A 24289-nucleotide genomic window follows, 5' to 3' on the forward strand; every position below is an offset into this window, starting at 1 on the left:
GCTTATGTGGGCCGACCCCCGATATGGAAGCTTCGACCGCGCCTGCCGTGGCCAAGGCCGCTTCCAGGAAGATCGGCCTCCCCTTGGCGCCGCCGAGAGCGTGAGAGGGATCATCCGGCTACTGCGACCGATCCCTGCTCCGCTCTCCAGCGCGTGGGGGCCGCAGCCGGATCTCCAGTTTCTTGTCGCGCGCAAGCCGGTCCGCCACTTCGTTGAGCCGGGCGCAGACGTCCTTGATGTTCTGGTGGGCCTGGTTGCGCTCGGCGATGATCGCGGCGAGCAGCAGCGCGGTCAGCGCCGCGGAGGCGTTGAAGGCCTGGAGGGCGACCATGTTGAGGAAGAGGTTGTGCTGGGCGAACGGGCCGGAGTGGTGCGCGGCGGAGACGATCGCCACCGTCGTCGCGATCAGCGCGCACGCCGCAGCTCCGAGGAGTTGGAAACGCAGCGCGGACCAGATCAGGAAGGGAAAGACGAGAAAGAGCAGGTTGATGGGCCCCGCGGTCGCCACCAGCGTGACGAGGAAGGTGCCCAGCAGCAGCGCCGCCCCTTCGACCCAGCGGAGCGGGTGGGCGTCCCACGGTATCCGGGTCGTGCGGCTCGCGAGCAGGAGCGGCGTGACCACGAGTACGCCCATCGCGTCGCCCGTCCACCACACCGACCAAGCGGGCCAGAACTGGCTGGGCCGCAGCCCGCCGGCGACCACCAGCGAGGCGGCGCCCACGGTCGCGCTGACCAGCATCCCGGCGAAGGCGCCGAGGAACACCAGGGCGAGCGCGTCACGCAGCCGGTCCAGTTCGATGCGGAAGCCCACGCGCTCGAGCAGGAGGTACGCGCCGACCGGCGCGAGCGTGTTCCCCACGGAGATGGCCAGGACGGCGGCCATCGTCGGCCCGATCGACACGTTGACCAGGAAGGCGCCGAGGGTGATGCCCGGCGAGATCCGAAGGCCGAAGAGGAGCAGGGCGGCCAGCGCGATTCCCGTCGAGGGCCACAGCGGCGTCACCTGCCCTCGGACCAGCTGTTGTTGCAGCCCCAGTTTGGCGGCCACGAAATAGGCGATCGCGACGGCGAGGATTTTCACGGCCGTCATGGCATGATCCCGTAGCCCATGGTGGACGGCGACAGCCCTCATAGGAACACCTCCGGCCCCACCGAATCGGCGCCCGGTCCAGCGCGTACCACGGCAACAGTCGTTTCTGCCCTCACCTGCCCGTTCAGTCGCGGGTTCCGGCCTTTGGCGTGGCATGACCGGCCCTGTTTCAAAACTAGTCATAATCCCGCCAGATGGGACCCAACGCCGCGTAATCGACATATACGCCAAAGGCGATATCGTCATAGAAAAAGGAAAGGATGCCCCGTCGCGGCGAGATTCTTATTTATCCGGTGTGTCGCATGACGGACCCGACAGAGCCGTCGGGGAGGTCCATCCGCCGGTCGAGAGCTTCCGCGGCCGTCCTGAGCCAGCTGATCACATGGCTGAAGAGCGGGTTGGGGTCGGCCGTGCGACGCACCGCGAAGACACTGCGGACGTGGGCCGGGCTGCGTGACCTGCTGCGGCGGACGACGTGCCGGTCTAGGATCGAGTCGTGATCGGATTCCCGGAAATGGTCACCCTCGCCGTCATCGCAGTCATCGTCGGCGTCATCGTGATGGCGATCGTCAGGGCGAGCGCCCGAGGCAGCCGGCCACCTGTCTTCCTGCCGCCGGATGCCCTGGACCACCAGCTACGCAGCCTGGTCGCCCAGGGCAAACCCATTTACGCGATCAAGCTGCTGCGCCAGCACACCGGCATGGGTCTCAAAGAGGCCAAAGACGCGGTGGACGGCCTGGCCGTGGGGCGTCCCATCAACCATCCGGCATTGCACAGCCCGCCGACCGCACCTGCACCCCAGGCCGACCTGGCCACCCGGGTTCGACAGCTCAAGGAGGCCGGACGTGGCGAACAGGCCGTCCACCTGGTGCGCGGCGAAACCGGCATGACCGAGGAGGAGGCACTCCGCTTCCTCGACGCCCTCTGAATTCCGACAAAACATGTGAAACGGGACAGTCTTTCTGCACTGTGCCGTTATCCGCCGGCAGGGCATTCGGCGACGGAGGCGGGCGCCGTGCCGGCGGGGGCCGTCGGTCAGCGGTTCCCAACAGGAGGCGCACCGCACCCACGCCACCTGTTCGGCGAGGTGGCGCGCCGCACCGCGGCCGCCTCGACCGGCAGCGGTACGGCTTCCTTGCGGCCGGACCGCGCCGGGTCAACACGACCGGCTCCCCGCCGTCGGCCGCTTCGATCAGTTCGGCCAGGCGGGCGCGGGCGTCCCGTCCGCGTTAGCTGCTGGCACTCCGGGAGTGACTGAGCACTTCAGTTGGCCAGTTGTGCAGCCGAACTGGCCGGCGCTGCGACGCCTGGGTGACGCCGGCAAAGCAACGGACGCAGAGATTGACGACACCAGAAGGCGATTCGAAAGCCAGAGTCATTCGCCAAGTGATCCTTCGGAAGAGCGGAGGATGGAGCCGACGGGCTTCCGGCGTCTCGCTGAAAGGCTCATGGACGACCCAGAGCCACAGCAACCTAAGCAATGAACAGGAGGACTCCCACCGATGCGACCGCCCCCCGCTGAAGTTCCCCTGACCGGAGGACGCATCACCTCAGGCGTCGTCCGGGTCGCTGATACCGTTCGACGACCTGCCAAGGACTCCTCGGCTTTCGTCGCCCGGCTGCTCACACACCTCCAGCGACGCCAGTTCATGGGAGCGCCGCGCTACCTTGGACGGGACGAAGCCGATCGCGATATTTTCAGCTACCTGCCCGGCTGGGTGCCGTCCAGGTTCCAGCGCTGGAGCGACGCTCAAGTCGCTTCAGCTGGGGCGCTTCTTCGCTCGTTGCACGACGCCACCCGCAAGAGCGGACTCACCGGGGAGCACCCCGTCGTCTGCCATCACGACCCTGGACCCAACAACACGGTGTTCCGTGCCGGGCTACCAGTCGCCTTCATCGACTTCGACACCGCTGCCCCGGGCGATCCGCTCGAGGACATCGGATACATGGCCTGGACGTGGTGCATCTCCTCCAAGACCACCGCGCCGCCGGCCACCGCGCAAGCCGCCCAGGTGCGGGTGCTCGCCGACGCCTACGGACTCACCGCCGCGCGCCGTGCTGCCGTCCTTGATGCGATCCTCGACCGCCAATCCCGCAACGCCCGCTGGTGGGCAGCACGCTTGACCGACTCCAGCCACCGTCTGGCCAGTCCTGAACAGATCACCTCCCGCATCGCATGGTCCGAACGCGAACACGCCTACACCAGTGCCAACCGCGTTGTCTTCGCAGCGGCACTGCGCTGACACTGAGCGTGCTTCTGATCGCAGACGCGCGTCGAAGCACCGAGATCATGTCGCCTCGTTGTGTGCAAACGGGCGTCGTTCACGATCATCCGAGGTCAGGGCCGTGCCTCCGGACGGCGGCGCGGGAGCTGTGAGCCGGTAGGGAAGGCGGAGGGCCCGGATCACCCTGGACACGTCGGCTGCATGCCGACAGGCGAGGCGCAGGCGGTCCGGGCTAGGGGGCAGGGGCAGCCAGGACTACCTTGACTCCCCTGGGCAACTCAGGGTGAACTCCCAGGACGAACCAAAGCAATTATGGACGCATCTAAATGCATACGCCGCTCCCGGCGAAACTCACTACTCCGGAAGGAACCGATGCGAGTCCTCGCCCTCCTGGCTGCGGGCACCACTTTGTTCGCCGCCCCACTGACCGCACAGGCCGCCACCGGCTCGGCCGCCGGCCTGACCCCGGTAGCAAGCTCGAGCGCCCAGCGCGCGGCCGCCGCCTGGCCCTCCTGTGTGAAAGCCACCCGCACCAAGCTGAACAACAAGGGTTGGTCCGATCCCAAGTGGCAGGTCCGGGTGGACAACCACTGCTCCCGTACGATCAAGTACGCGATTGTGCGCGACCGGCAGTCCGACTTCGGCTATGTGTCGGTCGCCCCCGGCAAGTCCCACTCTCGCAACATCGGCAAGTACTCGTTCGGGCACAGCGCCTCCGAGCCCGATGGCGTGAAGATCTACTACCGGGGCACCCGCTACACGAAGCGCTTCTGAGGCAAGGCCCGGGGGGCGAAGCACTTCGCTCCCCGGCCTCAACTGGACATGGCGAGGGCCCGCGCCGTAGGCGAGTCCCTCGCTCCTCCTGGGCCGATGCTGTCGGGTAGCGGGTGATGGAGCCGCGTACGGGGGTCCATCGCGTAAGGTCGGCCCTTGTGCCGTCGACCGGCGAGACGCCCAGCCCTGCAAGGTCATCCGCTCGCCCGCGTTGAGTTACAAAGCAACACATTAGTGACTACGAGACTTATGACCAGCTCACCGACCCGCGAGCACCATCGTGTTCACCAAGCCCACGACGCGTACGGCCGCACCGCCTGATCAACCTCGCCGGCAGAGCCTCGACCTCGGCGATCGCCTGAGCGCCGTCCCGGTATTGCACCGGGTGGATACCGGCCTGGCACGCCGCGTCTCGACAGCCGGAGCTATACCCATCGGACTTGCCGTATCTGGACATCTCGCGGACTTTCCCACTCGTCCACGACGGACAAGCCCACCATGAGTTCCACTGCCAACCCCCACGAGACGAGCAGGGGTCAGCTCTGTTGCAGACATCTGTTGGGCCAGTTCGGTGGGTCCCCGCAGAAGAGCCGCTGGAGTGGACACAGTAAGGACGATCTCACCATCACCAACGCCCCGCCTGGGCACCGGATGCATCCCCCTCACTCAGCTCGCCGGGCCGCCGATCGGCGCGGCACTGTTGGGGATGGGCCTGACCTGGCCGTTCTCGAAAGCCGGCTGCTCCTGGTGCCGGCGGCGCTTCGGCGTCGCGGCGCCCTTCTGCTTCGCCTTCGCCGGTTCCGCGATGTTCGTCGTGCTGCGGTGGCGTCAGCTCATGCTCATCACCCACGACGACTGAAACCGATGACGATCGCTGTCTTTGCCGGACGACGGAGGTCGCCGAGGAAGGCGTCGTCGAGCCTTCGCCGTCACCTCGGGCTTGCTGGGCCTGATCCGCTCCGGGCAGGAGGATCGCCGGTCTTGCCGAGGATGCGGCGCAGGGCGGCGATGTCCTGGTCGTCCAGGCGGGAGCCGACGAGCTCGTCGTAGATCGCGCACTGGAGGTCTTTCGCCTCCGCGGTCTGCTGCCGTCCCCTGTCGGTCAGAACGGCGAGGATGACCCGCCGGTTGCCGGGGTCTGGGTGCCGGTTGACCAGGCCCTTGCCGGCCAGGCGGTCGATGAGGCGCGTCACGCCGCTGCGGGTGACGAGCAGGGCGTCGGCGAGTTCGTGCATGCGCAGGCCGTCAGGGTGCGGGAGGAGGGCGGCCAGCAACTCGTGCTCGAGCAGGGAGGTGCCGTACGCGGCTTCGAGGCGCCTTCCGATCTCCGCCTTGACCTGCCCGTCCATGTGTTGGAGCTGGGCCCACACCCCAAGTTTCTGCCACGCGTCATCGTCCATCGGCTGCGAGGGCATCCCGCCCTCGATCCCCCCTTTCGATCTCCACCCCCATCGTAGCGCTGCTTTGTTGACATGCTCACAGTTGACACAACAACACTTTGCATCTAAGGATTGACACGTCAACAGTTGTCGTCTCAACGTGAAGGAGTGTGACGTGAGCGACGTCACCGTCTCCCGGGCAGGGTGGCGGGAGTGGACAGGGCTCGCCGTGCTCGCCCTGCCCACCTTGCTGGTCTCCATGGATCTGACCGTGCTGCACCTGGCGGTCCCTCATTTGACCGCCGGCCTGGCGCCGAGCGGTACGCAGCTGCTGTGGATCGTGGACATCTACGCCTTCCTGGTCGCCGGGCTGCTGATCACGATGGGCGGCCTCGGCGACCGGGTCGGGCGCCGGCGGCTCCTGCTGGCCGGCGCGGCCGCGTTCGGGGTCGCCTCGGTCCTGGCCGCCTACGCCGCCAGTGCCGAGATGCTCATCGGCGCGCGAGCGCTGCTCGGCATCGGCGGCTCGACCCTGATGCCCTCCACCATGTCGTTGATCCGCACCATGTTCGGTGACGACAAGCAGCGCACCGTCGCCATCTCGGTGTGGATGATGAGCTTCATGACCGGCGGCGCGATCGGCCCCCTGGTCGCGGGCCTCATGCTGGAGAACTTCTGGTGGGGCTCGGTGTTTTTGCTGGCCGTGCCGGTGATGGTGCTGCTGCTGGCCGTGGGGCCGCTGCTGCTGCCCGAGTTCCGCGACTCCTCACCGGGGCGGATCGACCTGCCGAGCGTGCTGCTGTCCATCGTCTCGGTGCTGGCTCTGGTCTACTGTCTCAAGCACGTCGCGGCGGACGGCCTGTCCTGGCAGCCCGTGCTGTCGTTCGTCGTCGGCCTGGTGGCGGGCGTCGTGTTCGTCAGGCGTCAGCGGAGGCTGGCCTACCCCCTCATCGACGTCCGGTTGTTCCGTGACCGCGTCTTCACCACCTCGGTGGGTACCCTGCTGGTCAGCATCATGGTCATGATGGGCGTCTACTTCTTCACCGCCCAATACCTGCAACTGATACAGGGGTTGTCCGCGCTGCAGGCGGGGCTGTGGACGCTGCCCAGCACCGCCGCCGGGATCGTCGGGACCATGGTGGCACCCGCGCTGGTGAGCCGGCTCCGCCCGGTCCACGTGATCACCGGTGGGCTGATCGTCGCGATCGCCGGGCTGGCGATGCTCACCCAGGTCGGGACCTCCAGCCTGGCCCAGCTCATCACCGGATCCGCGGTGCTGTCCATCGGCATCGCGCCGGCCACCGTCCTGGGCACCGACATGATCGTCGGAGCCGCCCCGGCCGAGCGGGCCGGCGCCGCCTCGGCCGTCTCCGAAACCAGCAGCGAGCTCGGCGGAGCGCTCGGCATCGCGATCCTCGGCAGCATCGCCACCGCCGCCTATCACAGCCGATTGACCGGCACGATCCCCGCCGGGCTCGCACCCGAGGCGGCCGACACCGCGCTCAACACCCTCGGCGGCGCGCTGGAGACAGCCAGGCAGTTGCCCGCGCGTCTCGGCGACCAGCTGGTGGCCGCAGCCCAAGGCGCCTTCGTCCACGGGCTCCACGTCATCGCCGTCGTCAGCGTCATCGCCATGGCCGCCTTCGCCGCCACGGTCGCGATCGTCCTGCGCGGCGTGCGCTCCCCCGCCGGCCAGGAGGCCGCGACCCCGCCGGTCGCCGAACCGGAGCCCCGCTAGCTCGACTCTCCGAGGTCTCCACGTTCGAGGGAAACGTCCTGTCGTTCAGTCTGATGGCTCGCGACGTTCCTCATGCGGGCGCAGGCAGCCGAGCACATGGGAGACATGGGCGGGCGCGTCGTCGGGATCGAGCGGCTCATGGCCGACCAGCAGGCGATACCAGAACGGGCCGAAGATCAGATCAACCGTGTGGCCGACATCCAGGTCCGGGACGAGCTCGCCGCGCAGGACGGCTCGCTCCAGCAGCCCGGCCACCACCGCCCGCCGGCTGTTGACCCAGGCGCGGAACGGGTCGCGGAAGTCCGGATCGAGCTGGGCCTCGGCCATCAGCCCACGCAGCGCCCGCACCCGCAGCGGGTATGCGGTGACACGGTAGAGCTGGGTGACGAACTCCGTGAGGTCGCCCTCGATCGTGCCGGTGTCCGGCTCCGGCATCCGCTGCGCCACGGCCTGGGTGTAGGCCTCCATCACCAGCTCGGGGCGGGGTCACCCTGCTGCGCCTGCTGCAGGAGCACGACGGCGAGCCGTACGCGGGCGTGGTCCTGGTCGCGGCCATGGCCCACGAGGTCGGTACGACGACCTCGCCGCGTTCTTCGCCGGCGGCTTCGACTGGGAGCGCATTCGCCGGGCCGCCAAGGCGTTCCGGGTCCTGGTGGCCCTCGATGACCCGGTGCTGACCCCCGACCCTCTGGAGCATGTACGGCTGTTCGGCCGGCACCTGGGCGCCAAGGCGCTGATCACCCCCGACGGCGTGCACTTCAGCCGCCTCCAGGACCGCCGCGAGCTGAACGAGGCGGTGGCCCTGGTCGCCGAACTCCTGCCGTGATGGTCCTGGTCACCCGGCCCGTGCGGGCGGGCAGGGCGCGGGAGTTCGAAGCATGGCTCGAACAGATCCGCTCCCTGGCCGCCCGGCACGGCAGCCAGGGCATGGCCGTCATCCCGCCGCTGCCGGGAAGCACCGAGTATGCGATCATCTACCGTTTCGCCGACGCCGAAGCGCAGAGGGCTTGGAGATCGGCACCCGGCCGCGCCACCCTCCTGGCCGCCTCGGCAGACCTGGCCGAGGCAGCGCCCGCCGAACGCGAGCTCACCGGCCTGGAGGGTTGGTTCGCCCCCGGCGACGGCGCACTCGTACGGCCTCCCGCGCGCTGGAAGAGCTGGCTCGTCACCCTCATCGCGCTGTACGTCCTGCTGGTCACCATCACTGCGCTCGCCGAACCGCTCCTGGCCCCCTTGTCCATCCCTGTCCGGTTCGCGGTGCTGCTTCCCGTCCTGACCGCGCTGATGACCTGGAGCGTCATGCCCCGGCTCAGCCGGCTGCTGGCCCGCTGGCTCTATTCCTGACCGGGACCGTCGTCCCGCTTGCCCCCCATACCGCGACCAGTGGCCGGACGGCCCTGAACGCCGGAGCCAGTCCGCCGCGGGCAGGAACCCCGACAGCGACGCCGGGCTCAATCAGCCATAGACGAGAAGCAGGGTCCCACGACCAGGGCGCGAGCAGACCTCGGCACTGGGGACGGGGAGGGCGCTACCGGAATATGTCGCCTCCCACCCTCCCGTCACGTCGTCATGGGGTCCGAAACGGCCGGGCGCAGCAGCCTCCAGTCACCGCTGTGCGGTTTGGCCCGGCTCCGCCTCAACGTCCGACTCCCCTGGCCAGACGCGCGTCGGACAGGGCCAGACTCATGGCCTGCGCTAACGCGATCGCGGCGCCGCCATCGAAAGGGACCGCCGCGCAAGGCCCGTACAAACCTGACATCTGGTCTGGCTGCCACCACGCTGCTGTGCAGCATCGCATCCATCGCCGGCGAGATGCCCGCAGCGCATCAAACCTGCTGGGCATGCTTCCTGCCGTCGCTGGGACAGCCACTTGGGCCTGGAACCAAAAACATTAGGTAGCAGATCATCCATTACAGAACTATCTGCTAAGGTCTTACTTGTTGTCTCGCCTTCCACGCACAGGAGATGTCGATGTCCACGCACGCCCTCATAGTCGACCAGTCCGCCCCCTCGAGCATCGCCTTCGGCGAGATCGCCGACCCGGTCGCCGGGCCTGGGCAGGTGCTCGTTGACGTGATGCACGCCTCGCTCAACTACGCCGACCTGAACAACGCGGTCTCCGGACGCATCCCGGCCGGGGCGCCCCTGGGGCTCGACGCGGCCGGGATCGTCCTGCAGGGGGCGGCGGACGGTTCCGGTCCCGCCGCCGGCACTCAGGTCGTGCTCTTCGCGGACGGCGCGTTCGCCGAGCGAGTGGCGGTCGACGTGTCGGCGGTGGCCGAGGTCCCGGAGGGGGTCGGGCTGGCCGAGGCGGCCGCACTGCCGACGGCGGGCCTGGCCGCGCTTCGCTCGCTGCGCGGCGCCGGCATAGCGCCCGGCAAGCGCGTGCTGGTGACCGGCGCCTCGGGCGGCGTGGGACGGTACGCGGTGCGGCTCGCCGCCCACGCGGGGGCGTACGTCATCGCCTCGGCCGGCTCCCCCGGGCGGGGCGACGGCCTGGCCGGTCTTGGCGCCGATGAGGTGGTCGTGGGGCTGGACGACGTCAAGGAGCCCGTCGACATCGTCGTGGAGACAGTCGGCGGGGCTCATCTGGTCAGGGCCTGGGAGCTGCTCGCCCCCGGCGGGAGCCTGCAGTCCGTCGGATGGACCTCGGGCGAGCCGGCCGTTTTCCCGCCGTACGCGACCGTCGGGCCGCCCAAGACGCTCACCTCTTACGTCAACGAGTTCGGGGCCGCCGACGACCTGGCCGAGCTGGTGCGGCTCACGGCCGACGGCACTCTGGCGCCCGAGATCGGCTGGCGCGGCTCCTGGGAACGCTTCGCCGAGGCAGCCGCCGCGCTGCGCGGCCGGCGCGTGAGGGGGAAGGCGGTCTTCGACCTCGAGTGACGCCGAACCGCCGCACTCGCCCTCCTCCCACCGCCCGGCCGGTCAGGTGCTCTGCCGAGACCTCCGGACACCCTTCGGCGCTTCCGCGGGGGTGGCCAGATGCCCGGTCACCAGGCGCCGCATGGCCTGCAGGAACACTTGGCGCTCCTCCTCCGGCAGCGCCTCCAGCACGGCCCTGTGCACGCCGTCGACGATCCCCTGGCTCTTGCGCGCCAGCTCCGCGCCCTTCTCGGTGACCGCGATGATCCGCGCCCTCCGGTCCGCGCTGGAGGGGCGGCGCTCGGCCAGGCCCGCCTTTTCCAGGGCGTCGAAGGTCACCACCATCGTGGTCTTGTCCATGTCACCGATCTCGGCGAGCTGGATCTGTGTGCGCTCCTGCTCCTGCGCGTGGACCAGTACACAGTGCATGCGCGCCGTCAGCCCGAGCTCGGTGAGCGCGGCGGCCATCTGGGTCCTCAGGACGTGGCTGGCGTGGTCCAGCAGGAACGACAGGTCCGGTTCTGCGCGAACGGGCGCCATGGCGGTCATGTCTCAAGCCCAGCAACAAGTTCCGTTCCAGATTATCCACTAATAATCACATCAGCCGCAGCATCTCCCATGACGCCGCATGCCCGCATCACCAAGGCGGAAATGGCGTCATGGACGTATTGTCAGGACTCCATCGTGCATCGACGTAAATTCCTCACGGTCGCCGCCCTGTCCGGCTTGGCCGCGGCCTGTGGCTCCGGTTCCGAGGTCAGGTCCTCATCTCCGGCGGCCGCACTCGACTTCGCCAATCCTCTGCGGGTGCCCCCGCTTCTTCACCCCGAACTCAGCAAGGACGGCGTACGACGCTTCGATCTGTCCATGCAGGCAGGCCGGACGCAAATCCTGGCCGGCAAGCAGACGCCCACCTGGGGTTTCAACGGAGCCTTCCTCGGCCCGACCCTGCGCGCCGGCCGCGGCGACAAGGTCCACATGGCCGTACGCAACGGGTTGCCGGAGGTCAGCACCGTGCACTGGCACGGCATGCGCCTGCCGGCCCGGATGGACGGCGGTCCGCACCAGCCCATCCAGCCAGGCGCCGTCTGGACGCCGCGCTGGGCCATCGACCAGCCCGCGGCCACCTCGTGGTACCACCCTCACCCGCACGGCACGACGGCCCAGCACGTCTACCGCGGCCTGGCCGGGATGTTCATCCTCGACGACGACCACGATCTCGATCTCCCCGCCGAGTACGGCGTCGACGACTTCCCGCTGATCCTGCAGGACAAGAAGTTCGCCGCCGACGGCTCCTTCGACGGCGACCCGCTGAAGGGCACCTTCGGCATCCTGGGCGACCACATCCTCGTCAACGGCACCTACAACCCCCACCTGACCGTCACCACCGAGCGGGTACGGTTCCGCGTGCTCAACGGCTCCAACGCCCGGATGTACAACCTGACCTTCGCCGACAAGCGCCGCTTCCACGTCATCGCCAACGACGGCGGTCTGCTCGGCGCCCCGGTCGAGGTCGAGGAGTTCTCCCTCACCCCCGGCGAGCGCGCGGAGATCATCGTGGCCTTCGCGCCCGGCGAGCAGGTGGTCCTGCGCAGCGCCGACAACGGCGTCGACATCGGCCAGGGCGACTTCGACCTGCTGAAGCTCATCGCCGCCAAGGACCTCAAGCCGGCTCCTGACGTCCCCGCCCGCCTGTCCCCTCTGACTCCCATCACCGCGCCCGCCGGTGCCAAGGTACGGCGCTTCAGGCTCAGCGGCCACGACGCCATCAACGGCAAGGAGATGGACATGGCGCGCATCGACGAGGTCGTGCCCGCCGGCGCCATCGAGATCTGGGAGATCGAGAACAACGTCTACTCCCACAACTTCCACATCCACGAGGTCGCCTTCCAGGTGCTGGAGATGGACGGCTCCCCGCCGCCCGCCTACGCCACCGGCTACAAGGACACCGTCTACGTGCCCGCCAAGAGCGTCGTGCGACTCGCGGTCCAGTTCGGCGACTTCACCGACCCTGCCTCGCCGTACATGTACCACTGCCACATCCTCCGCCACGAGGACTCCGGCATGATGGGGCAATTCGTGATCGTCAAACCCGGTACCGAGAGTCAGGTGAACCTCACCATCCCCACCCACGCAGGGCACTGATCAGGTCTGACCGCGGGCATCTGGTCCGGGCGGCGGCCGCCTACGCGCGCCGCCGCTGAACCGGGCTCACCTCCGGTTCCGATCCCAGGGCGGCCTTCGGTGGCCGGCTCGTCCAGGGTGGCGAAGGGGACAGCGGGTGGGGTGGCGCCGCGGCGGGCCCTGCCCAGGGGTGGCTGCTCGTCGCGGGCGAGCCAGGCCCAGGCGGTCAGCGAGATCGGTAGATCCGCTGGGAGGAGGCGGCGATCAGGCTCACACGTACGCCCCTCCCTCTCTGCCGCATTGACCTGCTCCTCGCCCTGAAGAGGCGAGGATTCCAGAGCCGCTTGCGCGGCCCTGGTGCTTGGCGCTTCACAGACCGGGCAGCCCCGAAGTCTCCACGCCCTGAGACGACGGGCCCGGCCGCCTGTAGTGCCATGTTGATCTCACTCGGCGGCTTGGTTATCGCACGCCCGTTCCATTGATTCCCGCTTTAGCGCCTCTGCGGCCATGCCGCCATTGGTTCGCCGAGATCCCAGGTTCGCGCTTCGGGCTGTCCCGGCTCCGCCGGGCCATCCCCTATCGGGGACCGCATTCATCCACGGCCTGAAGGCCGATGGCTTTCAGCGGACGTTCGGTAAATGCGTAGACCTCGATCATGATCGCCCGTGTGGACAATCCGGCTCAGGATGGCATGGCGCGGGCAGTAAATCCGGTATTTACTGCGGCAGTCCGGGCTATGGCCCTTCTGGTTTGCGCCTGGTCATCGTTACGACGTCAGCAGCAGCATCGTGGTTGCCCCGGCGACCACTGCCAGGAGCACGGGAGCCGCGGCGTGTGAGCGGTGGCGTCGATGGGCGAAGTCTCGGGCGCGCACGTGATAGCCGATCGCACCGATCAGTAGCAGCGTGAGACCGGCCGCTGCCGCTACGGCGATCGGCCTCCACAGGAGGCCGGCCACGAGCCCCAGGGCACCGGCGATCTCCAGGACGCCGATGGTGCGGGTCATCGCCGAGCCGACGCCGAGTCGCAAGAGGTTGGCGGTCACCTGAGGGCGCAGGAGCAGCTTTTGAGTGCCGGCGAGCAGGAAGACAAGAGCGACCAGAGCGCTCAGTGTGGTGGCGGCGAACGACATGGCATGACCCTTCCTATAGAGAACGAATGTTCTTTCACTATGGCGTAGACGGCGAAGTTGTCAAGGACGAATGTTCGTTCTACGTTCTGTCCCATGGCACGCATGCCCAAAGAACATCTCGAAGCCCGCCGCCGCCAGATCCTGGCCGCCGCCCGCCGCTGCTTCCTTCGCAACGGCTTTCACGCCACCTCCATGCAGGACGTGCTTGCCGAGGCGGAACTGTCGGCCGGAGCCGTCTACCGCTACTTCAAGAGCAAGGACGACATCATCGCTGCGACCGCTTCCGAGGCTCTGGCCGAGGTCGCTTTGGCGTTCGAGGCGGACGACGCGACGCCGCCGGATCTGGACGACATCGTCGACCTCGTGCTGGGCGTCGACCGTCCGCCGCTGTCCGGTTCGCGCGAGTCCGCGCAGTTGCTGGTCCAGGTCTGGTCGGAGGCGCTGCGCTCGCCGTCGTTGTGCGCGAAGCTGAAGGAGGTCATGCAGGAGGCGCGCAACGTGGTCGGCGGCCTCGTGGCCCGCCACCAGCGGCGCGGGCTTCTGTCTGCGGACGTCCCTGCGGAGCATGTGGCCGCTGTCTTGATGGCGCTTGTGGACGGGTTCCTGGTGTTGCGCGCGGTGTACGGCCACGCGGATCCGGCGGCGTTCAGGAGCGGGCTGAAGGCCCTGATGTCGGCGTCGGCACAGACCGGCCAATAGAGAACGAACATTCGCTCTTGACGCCGTCATGGGAGTCGTGCTCTTCTAAAAAGAACGATCATTCGTTCTAAGGATGGATCTGTGACAGTGAACGCTGACATCCTCATCGCCGGTGCGGGGCCGACCGGCCTGGTGCTGGCCATAGAGCTGGCGCGCAGAGGCGTGATCCCGCGCGTCGTCAACGCCGAAAGCGCCGAGCATCGAGAGAGCCGGGCGGTCTCCATCGTGGCCCGATCGCTGGAGATGCTGGACGACCTCGGGCTGGCCCAGGCCGCCCTCGACCGAGGCGTCCCGCTGCACACGCTGAACTTCTACCAGGGGACGACGACGCTGGCCGAGATGGACGTGACAGCCGTGGACTCCTCGTTCCCGCTGGACCTGTGCATCCCGCAGTGGCAGACGGTCGCGCTGCTGCGTGAGCGCGCCGAGCACCTCGGGGTCACCGTCGAATGGGGCACCCGCCTGCTCGGGCAGGAGGCGGACGAGCACGGCGTCAGCGTGGAACTCGAGCACGGGGACGGCCGCCGCGAGCGGTATCGAACGGGCTGGCTGATCGGCGCCGACGGCGCCCACAGCACCGTTCGCGAGACGGCGGGCATCGGCCGGGAAAGGACCGATCTGAAGCGGGGCTTCATCCTGGGCGACGTCGCCGTGGACTGGCCGCTGACGCGGGACCGTTTCCACGTCTACTTCGACCGATCCGGTCTGGTGGCCGTCTTCCCCATGATCGGGGGCTACTGGCGCATCCTGGCCAGCACGCCGGACGACCGGCCACCGCGCACCCCCGGGCTGGACGACTTCGCCACCTGTGTCACCGAACGCACCCCTCTCGACCCTGGCGTCCGCGACCTGCAGTGGAGTTCGTCGTTCGTGGCCCGCGAAAGCCTGGCCGACCGGCTCCGCGACGGCCGGATCCTGCTGGCCGGAGACGCCGCGCACAGCCACAGCCCGGTGGGCGGCCAGGGCATGAACACCGGCATGCAGGACGCCTACAACCTGGGCTGGAAACTCGCGCTCGTCGTCACCGGCCGCGCCGGGGAATCCCTCCTGGACAGCTACCAGACCGAACGCTGGCCCGTGGTCAAGGCCGTGGTCGAGGCCACCTCGACCACCACGAAGGTCGCCACCGGCACCACCCTGGTCGCCCGCAGAGCCAGACGGCACGCGCTGCGCCTCCTCGGCAAGCTCAACCCCGTGCAGCAGCGGCTGTCGAACGCCTTCGGCGAACACCTCGTCCACTACCGCGACAGCCACCTCGTCTTCCAACGCTGGCACGAGTCCCCGGCCAGGGCGTGGAGTGACGTTGCCGGTACCGGACCGGAAGCCGGCGAGCTGATGCGCGACGTCTACCTCGAAACCCGCCAGGGCCCGGTCTCACTGCGGCACCTCCTCCGCACCCCCGGCCACCACCTTCTGCTGTTCGCCGCGGACACCACCGACTCCGCCACCCTGGCCCGCTGGCAGGCCGCGGCACACGAGGCGATGGCCGGGCACGGCGAGGTCCATCTCATCACCCGCGGCCACCTGCCACCCGGCCTCTCCGGCAACGTCTTCGCCGACCTGCGCAGCGAGGCACACAACCGCTACGGCGTCCGCCGCCCCAGCCTGTACATGATCCGCCCGGACAAATACGTCGGCTACCGCGGCGACAGCATCGACTTGGCACCCGTGGACGACTACTTCCGTACCCTGAGCACCGCACCGACCAGCGAAAAGACGGCACTATGACACAGGAACCGACCGTCCCCGACAGCCTGACCGGCATCGGCGCGACCGCCTTGGGAGTCGCTCTCCTGCGCGCGCGGGAGAGCGACCGCCCGGACCGCCTGTTCGACGACCCCTACGCACGGCACTTCCTCCAGGCCGTCGCCCCGGACTCCACTCCATGGGCCGCCGGCGCCGCGCCCGCGACGGCGCGTTTCCTGCAGGCGATGGCCGAGCAGGTCGCCGTACGCACCCGGTTCTTCGACCGCGCGCTGCTGAACGCGACCGCGCAGGGCTGCGACCAGGTGGTCCTCGTGGCGTGCGGCGTGGACGCCCGTGCATTCAGGCTTCCCTGGCCGCCCGACACCACGATCTTCGAGTTGGACTTCGCCGACGTGCTCGCGTTCAAGAGGGCCGTACTGGCTCGTCACCACGCCACCCCTGCGTGCCACCGCGTCGAAGTCGCCACCGACCTGCGCCAGGACTGGCCACGGGCGCTGGAAGTGGCCGGCTTCGACCCGGGGCGACCGGCCGCCTGGCTGGCCGAGGGCATCCTGTACGCGCTCCCGCCCAGCGCCGCCGACCTGCTCCTCGACCGGATCACCGCCGCCTCCGCCCCCGCGAGCACACTCGTCCTCGACCACGCCGAGGACTCCGAACTGCTGCGCGCCGCCCGCGCGGACATCTCCGCCGAACTCGTCGACCTGTGGCAGGGCGGCCCCGCCGAGAACTTGCACACGTGGCTCGCCCGGCGCGGCTGGCAGTCCGACGTGACGGACATCGCCGAGGCCGCCGCCGCCTGCGGACGCCCCGCACCACCCGCGCTCGACCCTGCCCGCGCAGACGCCGGGCTTGGCTGGCTCGCGACGGCACAGCTGGGCTGACCGTAGGCTGCACCCGTCTCGATCGCCGGGCAGCGGCACACGGGTGGGCCGCTGGATCAGAGGGTGCGCTGCCCGACCAGCCCTATTAGCCCTTTCCGGCTTACTTGGTCTGCCTCCCTACTGGGGTCTCAGCGTGGACTCCGCCGAAAAGAGCGTGGCGGTCTCCTCCACGATCTCGCGGCAGTGCGCCGCGGCCAGGGCCTCCATCTGCGACAGGTGATCCTGGGCCCGGGTGGAGATGTGGGCGTAGCCGACGCGGATCGCATTGGCTGGCGCCGCGCGAGGACCCGGCCGAACCGACAGCGGCGGTACTGGAGTCGTCCATCACCCGATGGTCCGAAAACGGTCCCGAAACTCAATCCCTCCACCCGACGTTTCGGTACGGGTTTCGGGACGATCGTTCCTGCGGAAACGCGATCACAGTGCGGCCGCCGCCAACCGTCCCGCAAACGACCGTTTCCGGGACGGCCCTCACGCGCCTCAAGCGACCTTGAAAAAGTGGAACCCCCGGCCCGCGCGGGGGCCTGGGGGTTCCGGTCGTGCATGAGAGGGACCCTACGTGCGCCGGGGGCGCTGCGGGCGAATGAGCAGCTGATTCTTGGTGTGCCAGTGGCACTCAAGGGCGAAGATCGGGTCGCGCTCCATGCCGTACCCGGGGTCGAGGAACGAGAGGACAGCCATTAGCGGTGAGATGGATCATGGTGCAGATGGTCACGGTGGCCCGCGGAAACAATCAAGGTCGCGTTATCGCGCCAGACTCTCCCGCCACGTTCGGGCCGACGCTGACTCAACGCCGTTGGTCGTGCACACCCGTCCTGACATGCTCGAACATCCCGTACCGCTAATGGCTGTCCCGTCGTTCCTCGACCCCGGGTTACGTCGGGCTACCTTGGGGCCGGGGCCACGCTCGGGAGCGGCGGGCCTACCGACCTGCGAGAACGCCACTAACGCCGGATCTCGTTCCAAATCTCTCTGACCCCATGCCGCGGATGCTGGCCTCGGCGCCCACGCCGATGATGAACGCCGGCCAGGAACCGCTCATCTGACCGTGCGCGGCGGCCGCCACCAGCGCGCCCAGCAGGCATGAGCCGCCCAGCACGAAGGCCCGCGCCCAGAACCGCTCCCGTTCCTCGGGTTCTCCGGGCCTGACGTGCAGGAGGGCTTGCGCGCGCTGCGCGAGAAGCGGCCGCCGAGCTCCTAGCTGCGGAAACGGCCCTCGCGGGCGTAGACGCAGGTGCCACCGCCGCAGGACGGGTCGGCGTTCCAGGCGTCGTCGTAGGAGACCGTGCGGTGCCGCTTGATCGCGCCGGACTTCACCACGGCCTGGTGGTGCCCCGGCGGCACCAGGCCGTCGAAGTGTTTCACGAAGTTGCCGAGGATGTTCCTGTAGTAGATCCGGTGCCGGGCCCAGAGGTTGCCCGACGAGCTCTGCGGGGTGCAGTTGGCGACGTAGCTCTCGGCGATGCTCTGCTTGAAGCCACCGAAGTCGAACGTGCTGTACGACTTGGCCGGCAGGCCTGGCACCCCGTCGTCGTGCCAGAGCGTCCAGCCGAAGGGCGACCAGGTGCAGGTCGACGTGCCGGAGAGGACCGCGCTCGCCGGGGAGGTCAGGCCACCCGCCGTGACCGGCTCGCTGGTAATCCTGCGCCGCTGCAGCTCGGCGGGCAGGTCGGCGCCGTGGGCCTCGACGAGACGCCGGGGGACCGCGACGTCGGGCGGGGTGATCTCCAGATAGGTCTCCAGGAGGGTGTCCTCGTCGTCACGGGCGATGAGGGGGGCGCGACCGATCATTCCGGTCTGGACCATCCCGACCTCGTCGGACGGGACGCTGTCGGTGAGGGTCACCGACAGCCCGGTCGTGTAGTCGAGTTGAGCTAAGACGATCTCGCGGTCGGACTCCTCGGTGGCGGCAGGGGCCGCGGCCTTGGCCGTGGCCATGGCAGGTGAGGGGGCGAGGAGCATGGCGGCGGCGATGGCCGCAAGGAATGGGCTGAATCTCATGCGGGCTACGTTAGGAAAGGATCTTTCAGTTGCCTTAAAGGTGAGCTCAGCGCATACGCATTCTGACCTACGTACCCCCTGTTGTTGCAACAACAGGGGGTGGATTTGGCCGGAAAGGCCCTCCGCTCGGGTCCGTGCGATGAGCCCCAAAGCAACTCTCAGTAACTGAACTGGTCGTTAGTCGCTGCGGGATGTCCTTGGCGAGGTGATCCTTGTGGACTCGCCGGAGAAGCTGCGGCCGTGGCTGCTCGGGTTCGTGGAGTCGCTCAACAGCCACACCGCGATGACCGGCCCGAACAAGGGCGGCAGACTCGCGAAGAACAGCCGACGGGGTCCCCTGGTGACCGTCGAGGCCTTCTACCGCTGGATGTACGACAACCGTGCCGAGGCAGCCTCGGTCCTCGGAGACCGGCGCTGGACCGGCCTCGGCCTGCAGCACACGGTGCTGTTCCGGCTCGAGGACAAGCCTCGGCTCACCAACCGTTTTCGGGACGGGCTCCACATGACGATCCGACAGCGGCCTACACGAGGTCGTGGTCATATCCGGCCGGAGATTCCCGTTACCGGCTGTGTCCGCAGGCCAGCTGCCCGAGAACACGGTTCTTCTCGGAAGCTTCGGGGGCCATGACGCGGCGCGACGGAGCTGTGGCGCAGTTCACATAGCCTGTAAACGGGACTCCAATCTCCCCCATTGTGACCAGCATGGACACCGCCGTATCCGGGTGGACACCTGCGTCCTCTGCAGGAGGCCGGCGGTGGGGCCTTTCGATACGGATCTCATCGATGAGGAAACCGCCCGACGGCTGCTTCTCAGGAAACCACCGCACGACCGGGCGATCGTCAATGCGACCATCGGCGAACGCTGGGTCGTTCACCCGCAATGCCGGGCACTGGCGACCGAGACTCCGGGGACCGTTGCCACGACGGCCACGTGCGCCTCGTGCAGGCGGACCCTCTTGCAGGCTGAGGTGGCGCCACGCAAAGCCGCAGATTCACGCGCCTCCTCCACACTGGCATGGCGGTGCCACCGCTGCTGGCAATGGTTGTGCGGTCGCTGCGCCATGGCGACGCGTTCGGCGATGATGCCGTCCCAGTCCCGCGACTTCATTCCGCATTTCGGGTATGGCGAGTTCTGGCCACCCGGCGCGACCGGCCCAGCGGAGATCGCCTGACAGCCGAACGCCCTCAGGCCAAGAGACCCAGCGTTTCGGGCGCTTCTATGACGGTCAACTGGCGTTCGGGGTCGGTTTCCTGGTGCGCGAACTGGCTGATCAGGTCGGCAAGGGCTAGGCCCTGCTCGGGTAGGTCCTGCAGGAGGGCGATCATCGGCTCCAGGACCTCCATCGTGGCGTCGGGCGTGATGGCGTCGTCGTCGCTGAGGTCAAGCTGGATGACGATCTCCGTGAGGGCTTTGGCGAGGGTGCGTTCGAGCGTGGTCATAGCGGGGCTCCTGGCCGGTCGTTGAGGGGCAGTGGGCCCTGGTCAGCCTGCCGCTGGCTCTGCGAGGCGGCCAGCGGTTCGGCCGAGGACTCCACACGCTCCTGGGGGCACTGGGGGTGATCTTCGCGACCGCTTGCGGGTGGCCGATCTCGGCTGCCAGCCGGTAGAAGTAGGCGGCGATACTGGCCTTGGTGGTGCCGCCTGCCTCCAGCGTGCAGCCATGCTGGTAAGCGACGGCGGCGGCCTCCTCGCGCAGGTCGTGGCTGTCCTGCAGCGCCATCGCGCCAGCGTGGCCGGAGTTCGCCGACCCGTCCAGAGACGAGTATCACGTGCAGGAGGTGCCGCTGACGGCTGCCGGGATCGCGTCGATCGATCTGAGCCGGAGCAGATGGCCGAGCTGTTTGCCGAACACAGGTCTGCCGTGTTCGAGCTCGCCGACCTGCGGCCGGAATAGCTCTTCTTGCCTGTTGTCGGCCCGCGGGCCCATGTGTACGCCGACATCGCGGCCGCCTCGATCGACACGGGCAACGCCGCTCGGGACGACCATCTCCGCCCGGCCGACTTCTCCTGAGCTCGGGACCGGTCCCGGACCGCTTGCGGTCGAATGTGCGGATGAGAAGTCCGGTACGCGAAGGTGCCATTGCTCTGGCCGCGGCGGCTCTGGTGACATCGTGCACCTCAGGCCCGACCGGGGAACGCGACAGTCCGGCGGCCACCGGCTCGCCGCCGGTCAAGCCCACCGAGCAGGCCCTCGACCTCGATGGCGACCCGCAGGCCACGGCGCCCCTGACGTTCGACAGCAAGGCGGCCCACGTCCTGCCGACCGGCCCCAAGGGCGGCTACCCCAGGATCACTCTGTACGGGCACGCGGCCTGGTTCTCGCACGCGGCCGGCGTGACGGTGTTCGACCTCGCCACGGGCAAGGCCGTCGCCGACATCACGACCCAGAACACGCCCACGTACGACCTGCCGGCGCCACGCGATCAGAGCAAGAAACAGGCCGAGCTGATCCGGGACCGCGTGCCTGGTCCTGTGCAGGTGCAGATCGGCGATGCGTCCGCCATGCTCACCGTCGTGCCGGTCAAGCTCGCCAAACAAGGCAGCGGGTCGGCCCAGGCCGGGTTCGAGGTGATCGCGGCGCGAACGGACAACGGCAAGCTGATCTGGCGACTGCCCGTGGACATCTATGGTGATCCGACCGGCAAGCTCGGCACGCTCCAAGTGTCGACCTGGAACGACGTGGCCACCGTCACCTGGACGGAGGACGGCTATGCGATAGGCACCTTCGCGGTCGCCCTGGACGAGCCCCGCATGTTGTGGCAGCGTGCGGGATTCTGGAAGATCGGCGGATCCGGCGAGGCCCTGGTGGGCTTCCGCAAGGAACCGGACGACGACTACAAGCTGGCCGGCGTCTCCTCGGCTGACGGCCGTGACCTGTGGGCCAAGAAGGTGCCGGCGGGCAGTCTCGGAACGAACGGTTCACCGTTGGCCGAGCTCGAAGAGGACGACAGCAAGCAGGCGCGGCTGGTCGAGATCGCGACCGGCGACTTCGTCTTGTCCAAGCGGGGTGGCCTGGCCAAGCGCATGAGCTGCCATCACGGCGAAGGCGGGACCGTCCTGCTGTGTGCCTCGAAGCAGGACGGGGCGCTCGCGGTGGACCTCACCGGCAAGGTCTTGTGGCGCCGGGCGGCGGGTGACGGCGCGGACGAGTGGAACGCCACCGTGGAAGCCAATTTCAAGGACGTGTTCTACGCCAAGGGTAAGGATGGAACGATCGTCATCGACGGGAGCACCGGACAAACGGTCGGCACCGACGCGGGAATCGTCCCTGACCTCGTCAACCCCTACGCCGCGCTGATCTTCACCGGCACCGGCACGGCGGTCCACCTCGCCAAGCGCTGACGGGTCGCCAAGTTGGCCTATGAGTCCTGCAGCCTCTTGGGGAGCCGGTGCACCGTGCGGCGGAGCTGGGCCACCTCCGCGCGGCAGGCGGCGCACTCCCCCAGGTGCGCCTTGACGGCGGTCGTCTCGACCGGGCCGAGCGCGTCCAGCACGAACGCGCCGAGCACGGTCGGATCGTGCCGTACGGCCCACCCTTCCGAACAACGCGCGTACTGCACGTTCTGCCTCATCACGGTGATCATCGCCATGGGGTGACAGCTCCTCAGCGTCCAGCGGCTGGCAGGACGTCAGATCAGGTCCAACGAGTTAGGCAGAGACGTCCCCCCATCCGCGCAGGAGCGCGGACGGGGATGGTCAGGCCTGCAGGTAGTGCAGGACGGCGAGTACCCGGCGGTGGTCGTTGTCCGAGGGAGACAGGCCGAGCTTGGTGAAGATCTGCGTCACGTGCTTCTCCACCGAGCCGTACGACAGGAACAGCGCGGCGGCGATGGCGTTGTTCGAACGCCCCTCCGCCATCATGGCCAGCACCTCGCGTTCCCTCGGGGTCAGCGTGCCCAGGGTGTCCGTGCGCCGGCTGGCCCCCATGATCTGGGTGACGACCTCGGGGTCGAGGACGGTCTGCCCGGCCGCGATCCGGTCGAGCGCGGCCAGGAAGTCCTTGACGTCGGCGACGCGCTCCTTCAGGAGGTAGCCGACGCCATGGGCGCCGCCGGCGAGCAACTGGGCCGCGTAACGCGTCTCGATGTACTGGGAGAACACCAGCACGCCCACCTCTGTGTGATCGCGGCGAATCTGGATCGCGGCCCGCAGGCCCTCGTCGGTGTGGGAGGGCGGCATGCGTACGTCGACCACGGCGATGTCGGGACCGTGTTCCGCCACGGCCGCCAGGAGCGCGTCGCCATCGCCCACGGCGGCCACCACCTCGTGGTCGCGGGAGGTGAGCAGCATGCACAGGCCCTCCCGGAGCATCACGGCGTCCTCGGCGATCACGATGCGCATGCACTGCTCCGTTCAGATGTGCAGGGGGAGTTCGACTGTGATCACCGTAGGTCCTCCGGCCGGGCTGTGAATGTCGATCATGCCGTCCAACGTCTGGACCCGGGCGGCCAGTCCGCGTAATCCGGATCCGGTGCCGATCGCCGCGCCGCCGGTGCCGTCGTCGCGCACCCGCAGGATCAGTAGTCCATCACGCACCCGTACCTCGATGGCGGCGTGCCTGGCGCCGCTGTGCTTGACCACGTTGGCGAGCAGTTCCGTGGTGCAGAAGTAGGCGATGGCCTCGATGGCCGGAGCAGGTCGCTCGGGCAGGTCGGCTTCGAACCGGGCGGGGATCGGGCTGCGTGCGGTGAGCGTGGCCAGGGCGACCTCCAGCCCTTGGTCGAGTGCCGGCGGGTGGATGCCGCGGATCAGGTCACGCAGCTCGGCCACGGTCTCCTTGGCGCTGCGGTGCGCGCTGTCGACGAGGACGCGGGCGCGCTGGAGCCGTTCGGGCTGGTCGGCCTGCTCGAGCTCGTCCTGGGCCATGCCCAGGCTCATGGCCAGCGTCACCAGCCGTGCCGCCGTCCCGTCGTGCAGGTCTCGCTCGATCCGGCGGAGCCTGGCGACCGCGTCCTCTGCGGCCAGCGCCCGTGCCTGCTCCAGCCGGCGGATCCGGGTGTCGCCCGGCGCGGGCCCGAGCAGCGTACGGGCGAGCATGCGCTCGGGGGCCAGGGCGAGGTGGACGCCCCACGGGGCGAGGAGCAGCAGCGCCAGTCCGGCGGCGCTCACCAGCGCCGCAACCGGCCAGCCGGGGGGAGACAGGTACGCCAAGGCGAAGGACTGCCCCCACAGGGGGCAGCCGAGCAGAAGCAGGCCGCCTCCCCACAACCCGGCGGCGGCCGCGCAGGCGAGCACGGCCGCCGGCAGACGGAGCAGGCCATGGATGACGGCGCGCCATCCCGCCACGTCACCGAGCGCCGCGCCGAGCCGGTTCAGCAGGCCAGGCCCGGCACGGAACGGGGCGGGATCGGGCACCCGCACCCCGGCCCACGCTCGTGCCAGCCGTCGATTGGCCGTGCCGAGCCTTCTGGCCGCCATCACGCTCAGGGCCAGCATCGGCACTCCGACGAGATTCGCCGTCAGGATGACGCTCAGCAGCACGAGAACGAGATGGACCAGGCCGGCTCCCACCATGAACGGCAACATCAGCACGTAAGCGAGCTCACGCTGCGACCGCTCCCGCACCGGAGTAGTGATCAGCACACGCCACCGCTCTGCTTGCCTGTCCACGCTCCTCCTCGCCAGACGCCGCACGCGTCCAGCCTGACGGACACGCACGCGCGAGAACATCCGG

Annotated in this window: 26 protein-coding genes and 1 pseudogene; 15 read left to right on the top strand and 12 right to left on the bottom strand. The window is 68.8% G+C overall.

Annotated features, from left to right (window positions below; all coding sequences use genetic code 11):
* Positions 1–118 precede the first annotated feature (118 nt).
* The gene (locus ACIBVN_RS46290; protein WP_397146761.1) at positions 119–1090 is read right to left on the bottom strand and encodes an MASE1 domain-containing protein; all 972 of its coding nucleotides are present in this window, start codon (positions 1088–1090) and stop codon (positions 119–121) included.
* A gap of 496 nt (positions 1091–1586) precedes the next feature.
* Between ACIBVN_RS46290 and ACIBVN_RS46295 the strand changes: the two genes are divergently transcribed.
* A complete protein-coding gene (locus ACIBVN_RS46295) occupies positions 1587–2018 on the top strand; it encodes a ribosomal protein L7/L12 (RefSeq protein WP_397146763.1) in 432 nt (143 codons plus the stop codon).
* Here ACIBVN_RS46295 and ACIBVN_RS46300 read toward each other — a convergent pair.
* Positions 1921–2301: pseudogene (locus tag ACIBVN_RS46300) on the bottom strand (hypothetical protein); the annotation flags it as partial. The gene ACIBVN_RS46295 and the pseudogene ACIBVN_RS46300 sit on opposite strands and share 98 nt — an antisense overlap.
* A 291-nt stretch (positions 2302–2592) precedes the next feature.
* On the opposite strand from ACIBVN_RS46300, the gene ACIBVN_RS46305 reads away from it, so the two are divergent.
* The 3 genes from ACIBVN_RS46305 to ACIBVN_RS46315 all read left to right on the top strand — a co-directional run bounded on the left by ACIBVN_RS46305 (position 2593) and on the right by ACIBVN_RS46315 (position 4948).
* A complete protein-coding gene (locus tag ACIBVN_RS46305) occupies positions 2593–3333 on the top strand; it encodes an aminoglycoside phosphotransferase family protein (protein WP_397146765.1) in 741 nt (246 codons plus the stop codon).
* Positions 3334–3687: 354 nt separating this feature from the next.
* Complete coding sequence (locus tag ACIBVN_RS46310) at positions 3688–4089, top strand: hypothetical protein (RefSeq protein WP_397146767.1); 402 nt, start codon at positions 3688–3690, stop codon at positions 4087–4089.
* A gap of 598 nt (positions 4090–4687) precedes the next feature.
* Complete coding sequence (locus tag ACIBVN_RS46315) at positions 4688–4948, top strand: hypothetical protein (protein ID WP_397146769.1); 261 nt, start codon at positions 4688–4690, stop codon at positions 4946–4948.
* 70 nt (positions 4949–5018) lie between these two features.
* Here the strand turns inward: ACIBVN_RS46315 and ACIBVN_RS46320 are convergent, their stop codons facing one another.
* The gene (locus tag ACIBVN_RS46320) at positions 5019–5489 is read right to left on the bottom strand and encodes a MarR family winged helix-turn-helix transcriptional regulator (protein WP_397146771.1); all 471 of its coding nucleotides are present in this window, start codon (positions 5487–5489) and stop codon (positions 5019–5021) included.
* Between the two features lie 154 nt (positions 5490–5643).
* Between ACIBVN_RS46320 and ACIBVN_RS46325 the strand changes: the two genes are divergently transcribed.
* On the top strand, positions 5644–7206 hold the full coding sequence (locus tag ACIBVN_RS46325; RefSeq protein ID WP_397146773.1) for an MFS transporter: 1563 nt from the start codon (positions 5644–5646) through the stop codon (positions 7204–7206).
* Positions 7207–7251: 45 nt separating this feature from the next.
* Here the strand turns inward: ACIBVN_RS46325 and ACIBVN_RS46330 are convergent, their stop codons facing one another.
* A complete protein-coding gene (locus tag ACIBVN_RS46330; protein ID WP_397146775.1) occupies positions 7252–7674 on the bottom strand; it encodes a TetR-like C-terminal domain-containing protein in 423 nt (140 codons plus the stop codon).
* A gap of 184 nt (positions 7675–7858) precedes the next feature.
* Here ACIBVN_RS46330 and ACIBVN_RS46335 point away from each other — a divergent pair, with 184 nt between their 5' ends.
* The 3 genes from ACIBVN_RS46335 (at position 7859) to ACIBVN_RS46345 (ending at position 10092) form a co-directional block, all read left to right on the top strand.
* Positions 7859–8032, top strand: coding sequence for a hypothetical protein (locus ACIBVN_RS46335; RefSeq protein WP_397146777.1), 174 nt, complete (start codon positions 7859–7861; stop codon positions 8030–8032).
* Complete coding sequence (locus tag ACIBVN_RS46340; RefSeq protein WP_397146897.1) at positions 8032–8550, top strand: antibiotic biosynthesis monooxygenase; 519 nt, start codon at positions 8032–8034, stop codon at positions 8548–8550. The genes ACIBVN_RS46335 and ACIBVN_RS46340 overlap by 1 nt, the downstream gene beginning before the upstream one ends.
* A gap of 627 nt (positions 8551–9177) precedes the next feature.
* Positions 9178–10092 (top strand): zinc-binding dehydrogenase, encoded by a 915-nt coding sequence (locus tag ACIBVN_RS46345; protein WP_397146779.1) that lies wholly within the window; start codon positions 9178–9180, stop codon positions 10090–10092.
* Between the two features lie 42 nt (positions 10093–10134).
* Here the strand turns inward: ACIBVN_RS46345 and ACIBVN_RS46350 are convergent, their stop codons facing one another.
* Positions 10135–10620, bottom strand: coding sequence for a MarR family winged helix-turn-helix transcriptional regulator (locus ACIBVN_RS46350; RefSeq protein ID WP_397146781.1), 486 nt, complete (start codon positions 10618–10620; stop codon positions 10135–10137).
* 135 nt (positions 10621–10755) lie between these two features.
* Here ACIBVN_RS46350 and ACIBVN_RS46355 point away from each other — a divergent pair, with 135 nt between their 5' ends.
* Positions 10756–12216, top strand: coding sequence for a multicopper oxidase family protein (locus tag ACIBVN_RS46355; RefSeq protein ID WP_397146783.1), 1461 nt, complete (start codon positions 10756–10758; stop codon positions 12214–12216).
* Positions 12217–12961: 745 nt separating this feature from the next.
* Here the strand turns inward: ACIBVN_RS46355 and ACIBVN_RS46360 are convergent.
* Positions 12962–13327, bottom strand: coding sequence for a DoxX family protein (locus tag ACIBVN_RS46360; RefSeq protein ID WP_397146785.1), 366 nt, complete (start codon positions 13325–13327; stop codon positions 12962–12964).
* 93 nt (positions 13328–13420) lie between these two features.
* Between ACIBVN_RS46360 and ACIBVN_RS46365 the strand changes: the two genes are divergently transcribed.
* From ACIBVN_RS46365 to ACIBVN_RS46375, 3 genes are all read left to right on the top strand, one after another.
* Positions 13421–14026 carry a TetR/AcrR family transcriptional regulator gene (locus ACIBVN_RS46365; RefSeq protein ID WP_397146787.1) on the top strand — a complete coding sequence of 202 codons (606 nt, stop codon included), beginning with the start codon at positions 13421–13423 and terminating at the stop codon, positions 14024–14026.
* An 81-nt stretch (positions 14027–14107) separates the two neighbouring features.
* The gene (locus tag ACIBVN_RS46370) at positions 14108–15754 is read left to right on the top strand and encodes an FAD-dependent monooxygenase (protein WP_397146789.1); all 1647 of its coding nucleotides are present in this window, start codon (positions 14108–14110) and stop codon (positions 15752–15754) included.
* Positions 15751–16614: an SAM-dependent methyltransferase gene (locus ACIBVN_RS46375; protein WP_397146791.1), complete on the top strand. Its 864-nt coding sequence runs from the start codon at positions 15751–15753 to the stop codon at positions 16612–16614. The genes ACIBVN_RS46370 and ACIBVN_RS46375 overlap by 4 nt, the downstream gene beginning before the upstream one ends.
* A gap of 555 nt (positions 16615–17169) precedes the next feature.
* Here ACIBVN_RS46375 and ACIBVN_RS46380 read toward each other — a convergent pair.
* Positions 17170–17295, bottom strand: coding sequence for a hypothetical protein (locus ACIBVN_RS46380; RefSeq protein WP_397146793.1), 126 nt, complete (start codon positions 17293–17295; stop codon positions 17170–17172).
* A gap of 516 nt (positions 17296–17811) precedes the next feature.
* Entirely contained in the window at positions 17812–18615 is an 804-nt protein-coding gene (locus tag ACIBVN_RS46385; protein WP_397146795.1) for a hypothetical protein, read from the bottom strand.
* Positions 18616–18820: 205 nt separating this feature from the next.
* Between ACIBVN_RS46385 and ACIBVN_RS46390 the strand changes: the two genes are divergently transcribed.
* Together ACIBVN_RS46390 and ACIBVN_RS46395 are read left to right on the top strand one after the other, a co-directional pair.
* Positions 18821–19243, top strand: coding sequence for a hypothetical protein (locus ACIBVN_RS46390; protein WP_397146797.1), 423 nt, complete (start codon positions 18821–18823; stop codon positions 19241–19243).
* 127 nt (positions 19244–19370) lie between these two features.
* Positions 19371–19787, top strand: a complete 417-nt coding sequence (locus ACIBVN_RS46395; protein ID WP_397146799.1) for a hypothetical protein — start codon at positions 19371–19373, stop codon at positions 19785–19787.
* A gap of 13 nt (positions 19788–19800) precedes the next feature.
* Here ACIBVN_RS46395 and ACIBVN_RS46400 read toward each other — a convergent pair whose 3' ends face one another.
* Positions 19801–20055, bottom strand: a complete 255-nt coding sequence (locus tag ACIBVN_RS46400) for a hypothetical protein (protein WP_397146801.1) — start codon at positions 20053–20055, stop codon at positions 19801–19803.
* Positions 20056–20667: 612 nt separating this feature from the next.
* Here ACIBVN_RS46400 and ACIBVN_RS46405 point away from each other — a divergent pair.
* Positions 20668–21957 carry a hypothetical protein gene (locus ACIBVN_RS46405; protein WP_397146803.1) on the top strand — a complete coding sequence of 430 codons (1290 nt, stop codon included), beginning with the start codon at positions 20668–20670 and terminating at the stop codon, positions 21955–21957.
* Between the two features lie 17 nt (positions 21958–21974).
* Here the strand turns inward: ACIBVN_RS46405 and ACIBVN_RS46410 are convergent, their stop codons facing one another.
* From ACIBVN_RS46410 to ACIBVN_RS46420, 3 genes are all read right to left on the bottom strand, one after another.
* Positions 21975–22205, bottom strand: a complete 231-nt coding sequence (locus ACIBVN_RS46410; RefSeq protein WP_397146805.1) for an anti-sigma factor family protein — start codon at positions 22203–22205, stop codon at positions 21975–21977.
* Between the two features lie 106 nt (positions 22206–22311).
* A complete protein-coding gene (locus ACIBVN_RS46415; protein ID WP_397146807.1) occupies positions 22312–22956 on the bottom strand; it encodes a response regulator transcription factor in 645 nt (214 codons plus the stop codon).
* A 12-nt stretch (positions 22957–22968) separates the two neighbouring features.
* Entirely contained in the window at positions 22969–24225 is a 1257-nt protein-coding gene (locus ACIBVN_RS46420; protein WP_397146809.1) for a sensor domain-containing protein, read from the bottom strand.
* Positions 24226–24289 lie beyond the last annotated feature (64 nt).

This window comes from Nonomuraea sp. NPDC049400, assembly GCF_044466425.1.
Lineage (GTDB): Bacteria > Actinomycetota > Actinomycetes > Streptosporangiales > Streptosporangiaceae > Nonomuraea.

Excerpts from the sequence above, each read along its gene's own strand:
- ACIBVN_RS46290 (WP_397146761.1), bottom strand. The coding sequence starts at position 1,090 with ATGACGGCCGTGAAAATCCTCGCCGTCGCGATCGCCTATTTCGTGGCC.
- ACIBVN_RS46375 (WP_397146791.1), top strand. The coding sequence starts at position 15,751 with ATGACACAGGAACCGACCGTCCCCGACAGCCTGACCGGCATCGGCGCG.
- ACIBVN_RS46345 (WP_397146779.1), top strand. The coding sequence starts at position 9,178 with ATGTCCACGCACGCCCTCATAGTCGACCAGTCCGCCCCCTCGAGCATC.
- ACIBVN_RS46365 (WP_397146787.1), top strand. The coding sequence starts at position 13,421 with ATGGCACGCATGCCCAAAGAACATCTCGAAGCCCGCCGCCGCCAGATC.
- ACIBVN_RS46380 (WP_397146793.1), bottom strand. The coding sequence starts at position 17,295 with ATGGCTGTCCTCTCGTTCCTCGACCCCGGGTACGGCATGGAGCGCGAC.
- ACIBVN_RS46410 (WP_397146805.1), bottom strand. The coding sequence starts at position 22,205 with ATGGCGATGATCACCGTGATGAGGCAGAACGTGCAGTACGCGCGTTGT.
- ACIBVN_RS46385 (WP_397146795.1), bottom strand. The coding sequence starts at position 18,615 with ATGAGATTCAGCCCATTCCTTGCGGCCATCGCCGCCGCCATGCTCCTC.
- ACIBVN_RS46305 (WP_397146765.1), top strand. The coding sequence starts at position 2,593 with ATGCGACCGCCCCCCGCTGAAGTTCCCCTGACCGGAGGACGCATCACC.
- ACIBVN_RS46320 (WP_397146771.1), bottom strand. The coding sequence starts at position 5,489 with ATGGACGATGACGCGTGGCAGAAACTTGGGGTGTGGGCCCAGCTCCAA.
- ACIBVN_RS46400 (WP_397146801.1), bottom strand. The coding sequence starts at position 20,055 with ATGACCACGCTCGAACGCACCCTCGCCAAAGCCCTCACGGAGATCGTC.
- ACIBVN_RS46405 (WP_397146803.1), top strand. The coding sequence starts at position 20,668 with ATGAGAAGTCCGGTACGCGAAGGTGCCATTGCTCTGGCCGCGGCGGCT.
- ACIBVN_RS46415 (WP_397146807.1), bottom strand. The coding sequence starts at position 22,956 with ATGCGCATCGTGATCGCCGAGGACGCCGTGATGCTCCGGGAGGGCCTG.
- ACIBVN_RS46360 (WP_397146785.1), bottom strand. The coding sequence starts at position 13,327 with ATGTCGTTCGCCGCCACCACACTGAGCGCTCTGGTCGCTCTTGTCTTC.
- ACIBVN_RS46330 (WP_397146775.1), bottom strand. The coding sequence starts at position 7,674 with ATGGAGGCCTACACCCAGGCCGTGGCGCAGCGGATGCCGGAGCCGGAC.
- ACIBVN_RS46310 (WP_397146767.1), top strand. The coding sequence starts at position 3,688 with ATGCGAGTCCTCGCCCTCCTGGCTGCGGGCACCACTTTGTTCGCCGCC.
- ACIBVN_RS46340 (WP_397146897.1), top strand. The coding sequence starts at position 8,032 with ATGGTCCTGGTCACCCGGCCCGTGCGGGCGGGCAGGGCGCGGGAGTTC.
- ACIBVN_RS46350 (WP_397146781.1), bottom strand. The coding sequence starts at position 10,620 with ATGACCGCCATGGCGCCCGTTCGCGCAGAACCGGACCTGTCGTTCCTG.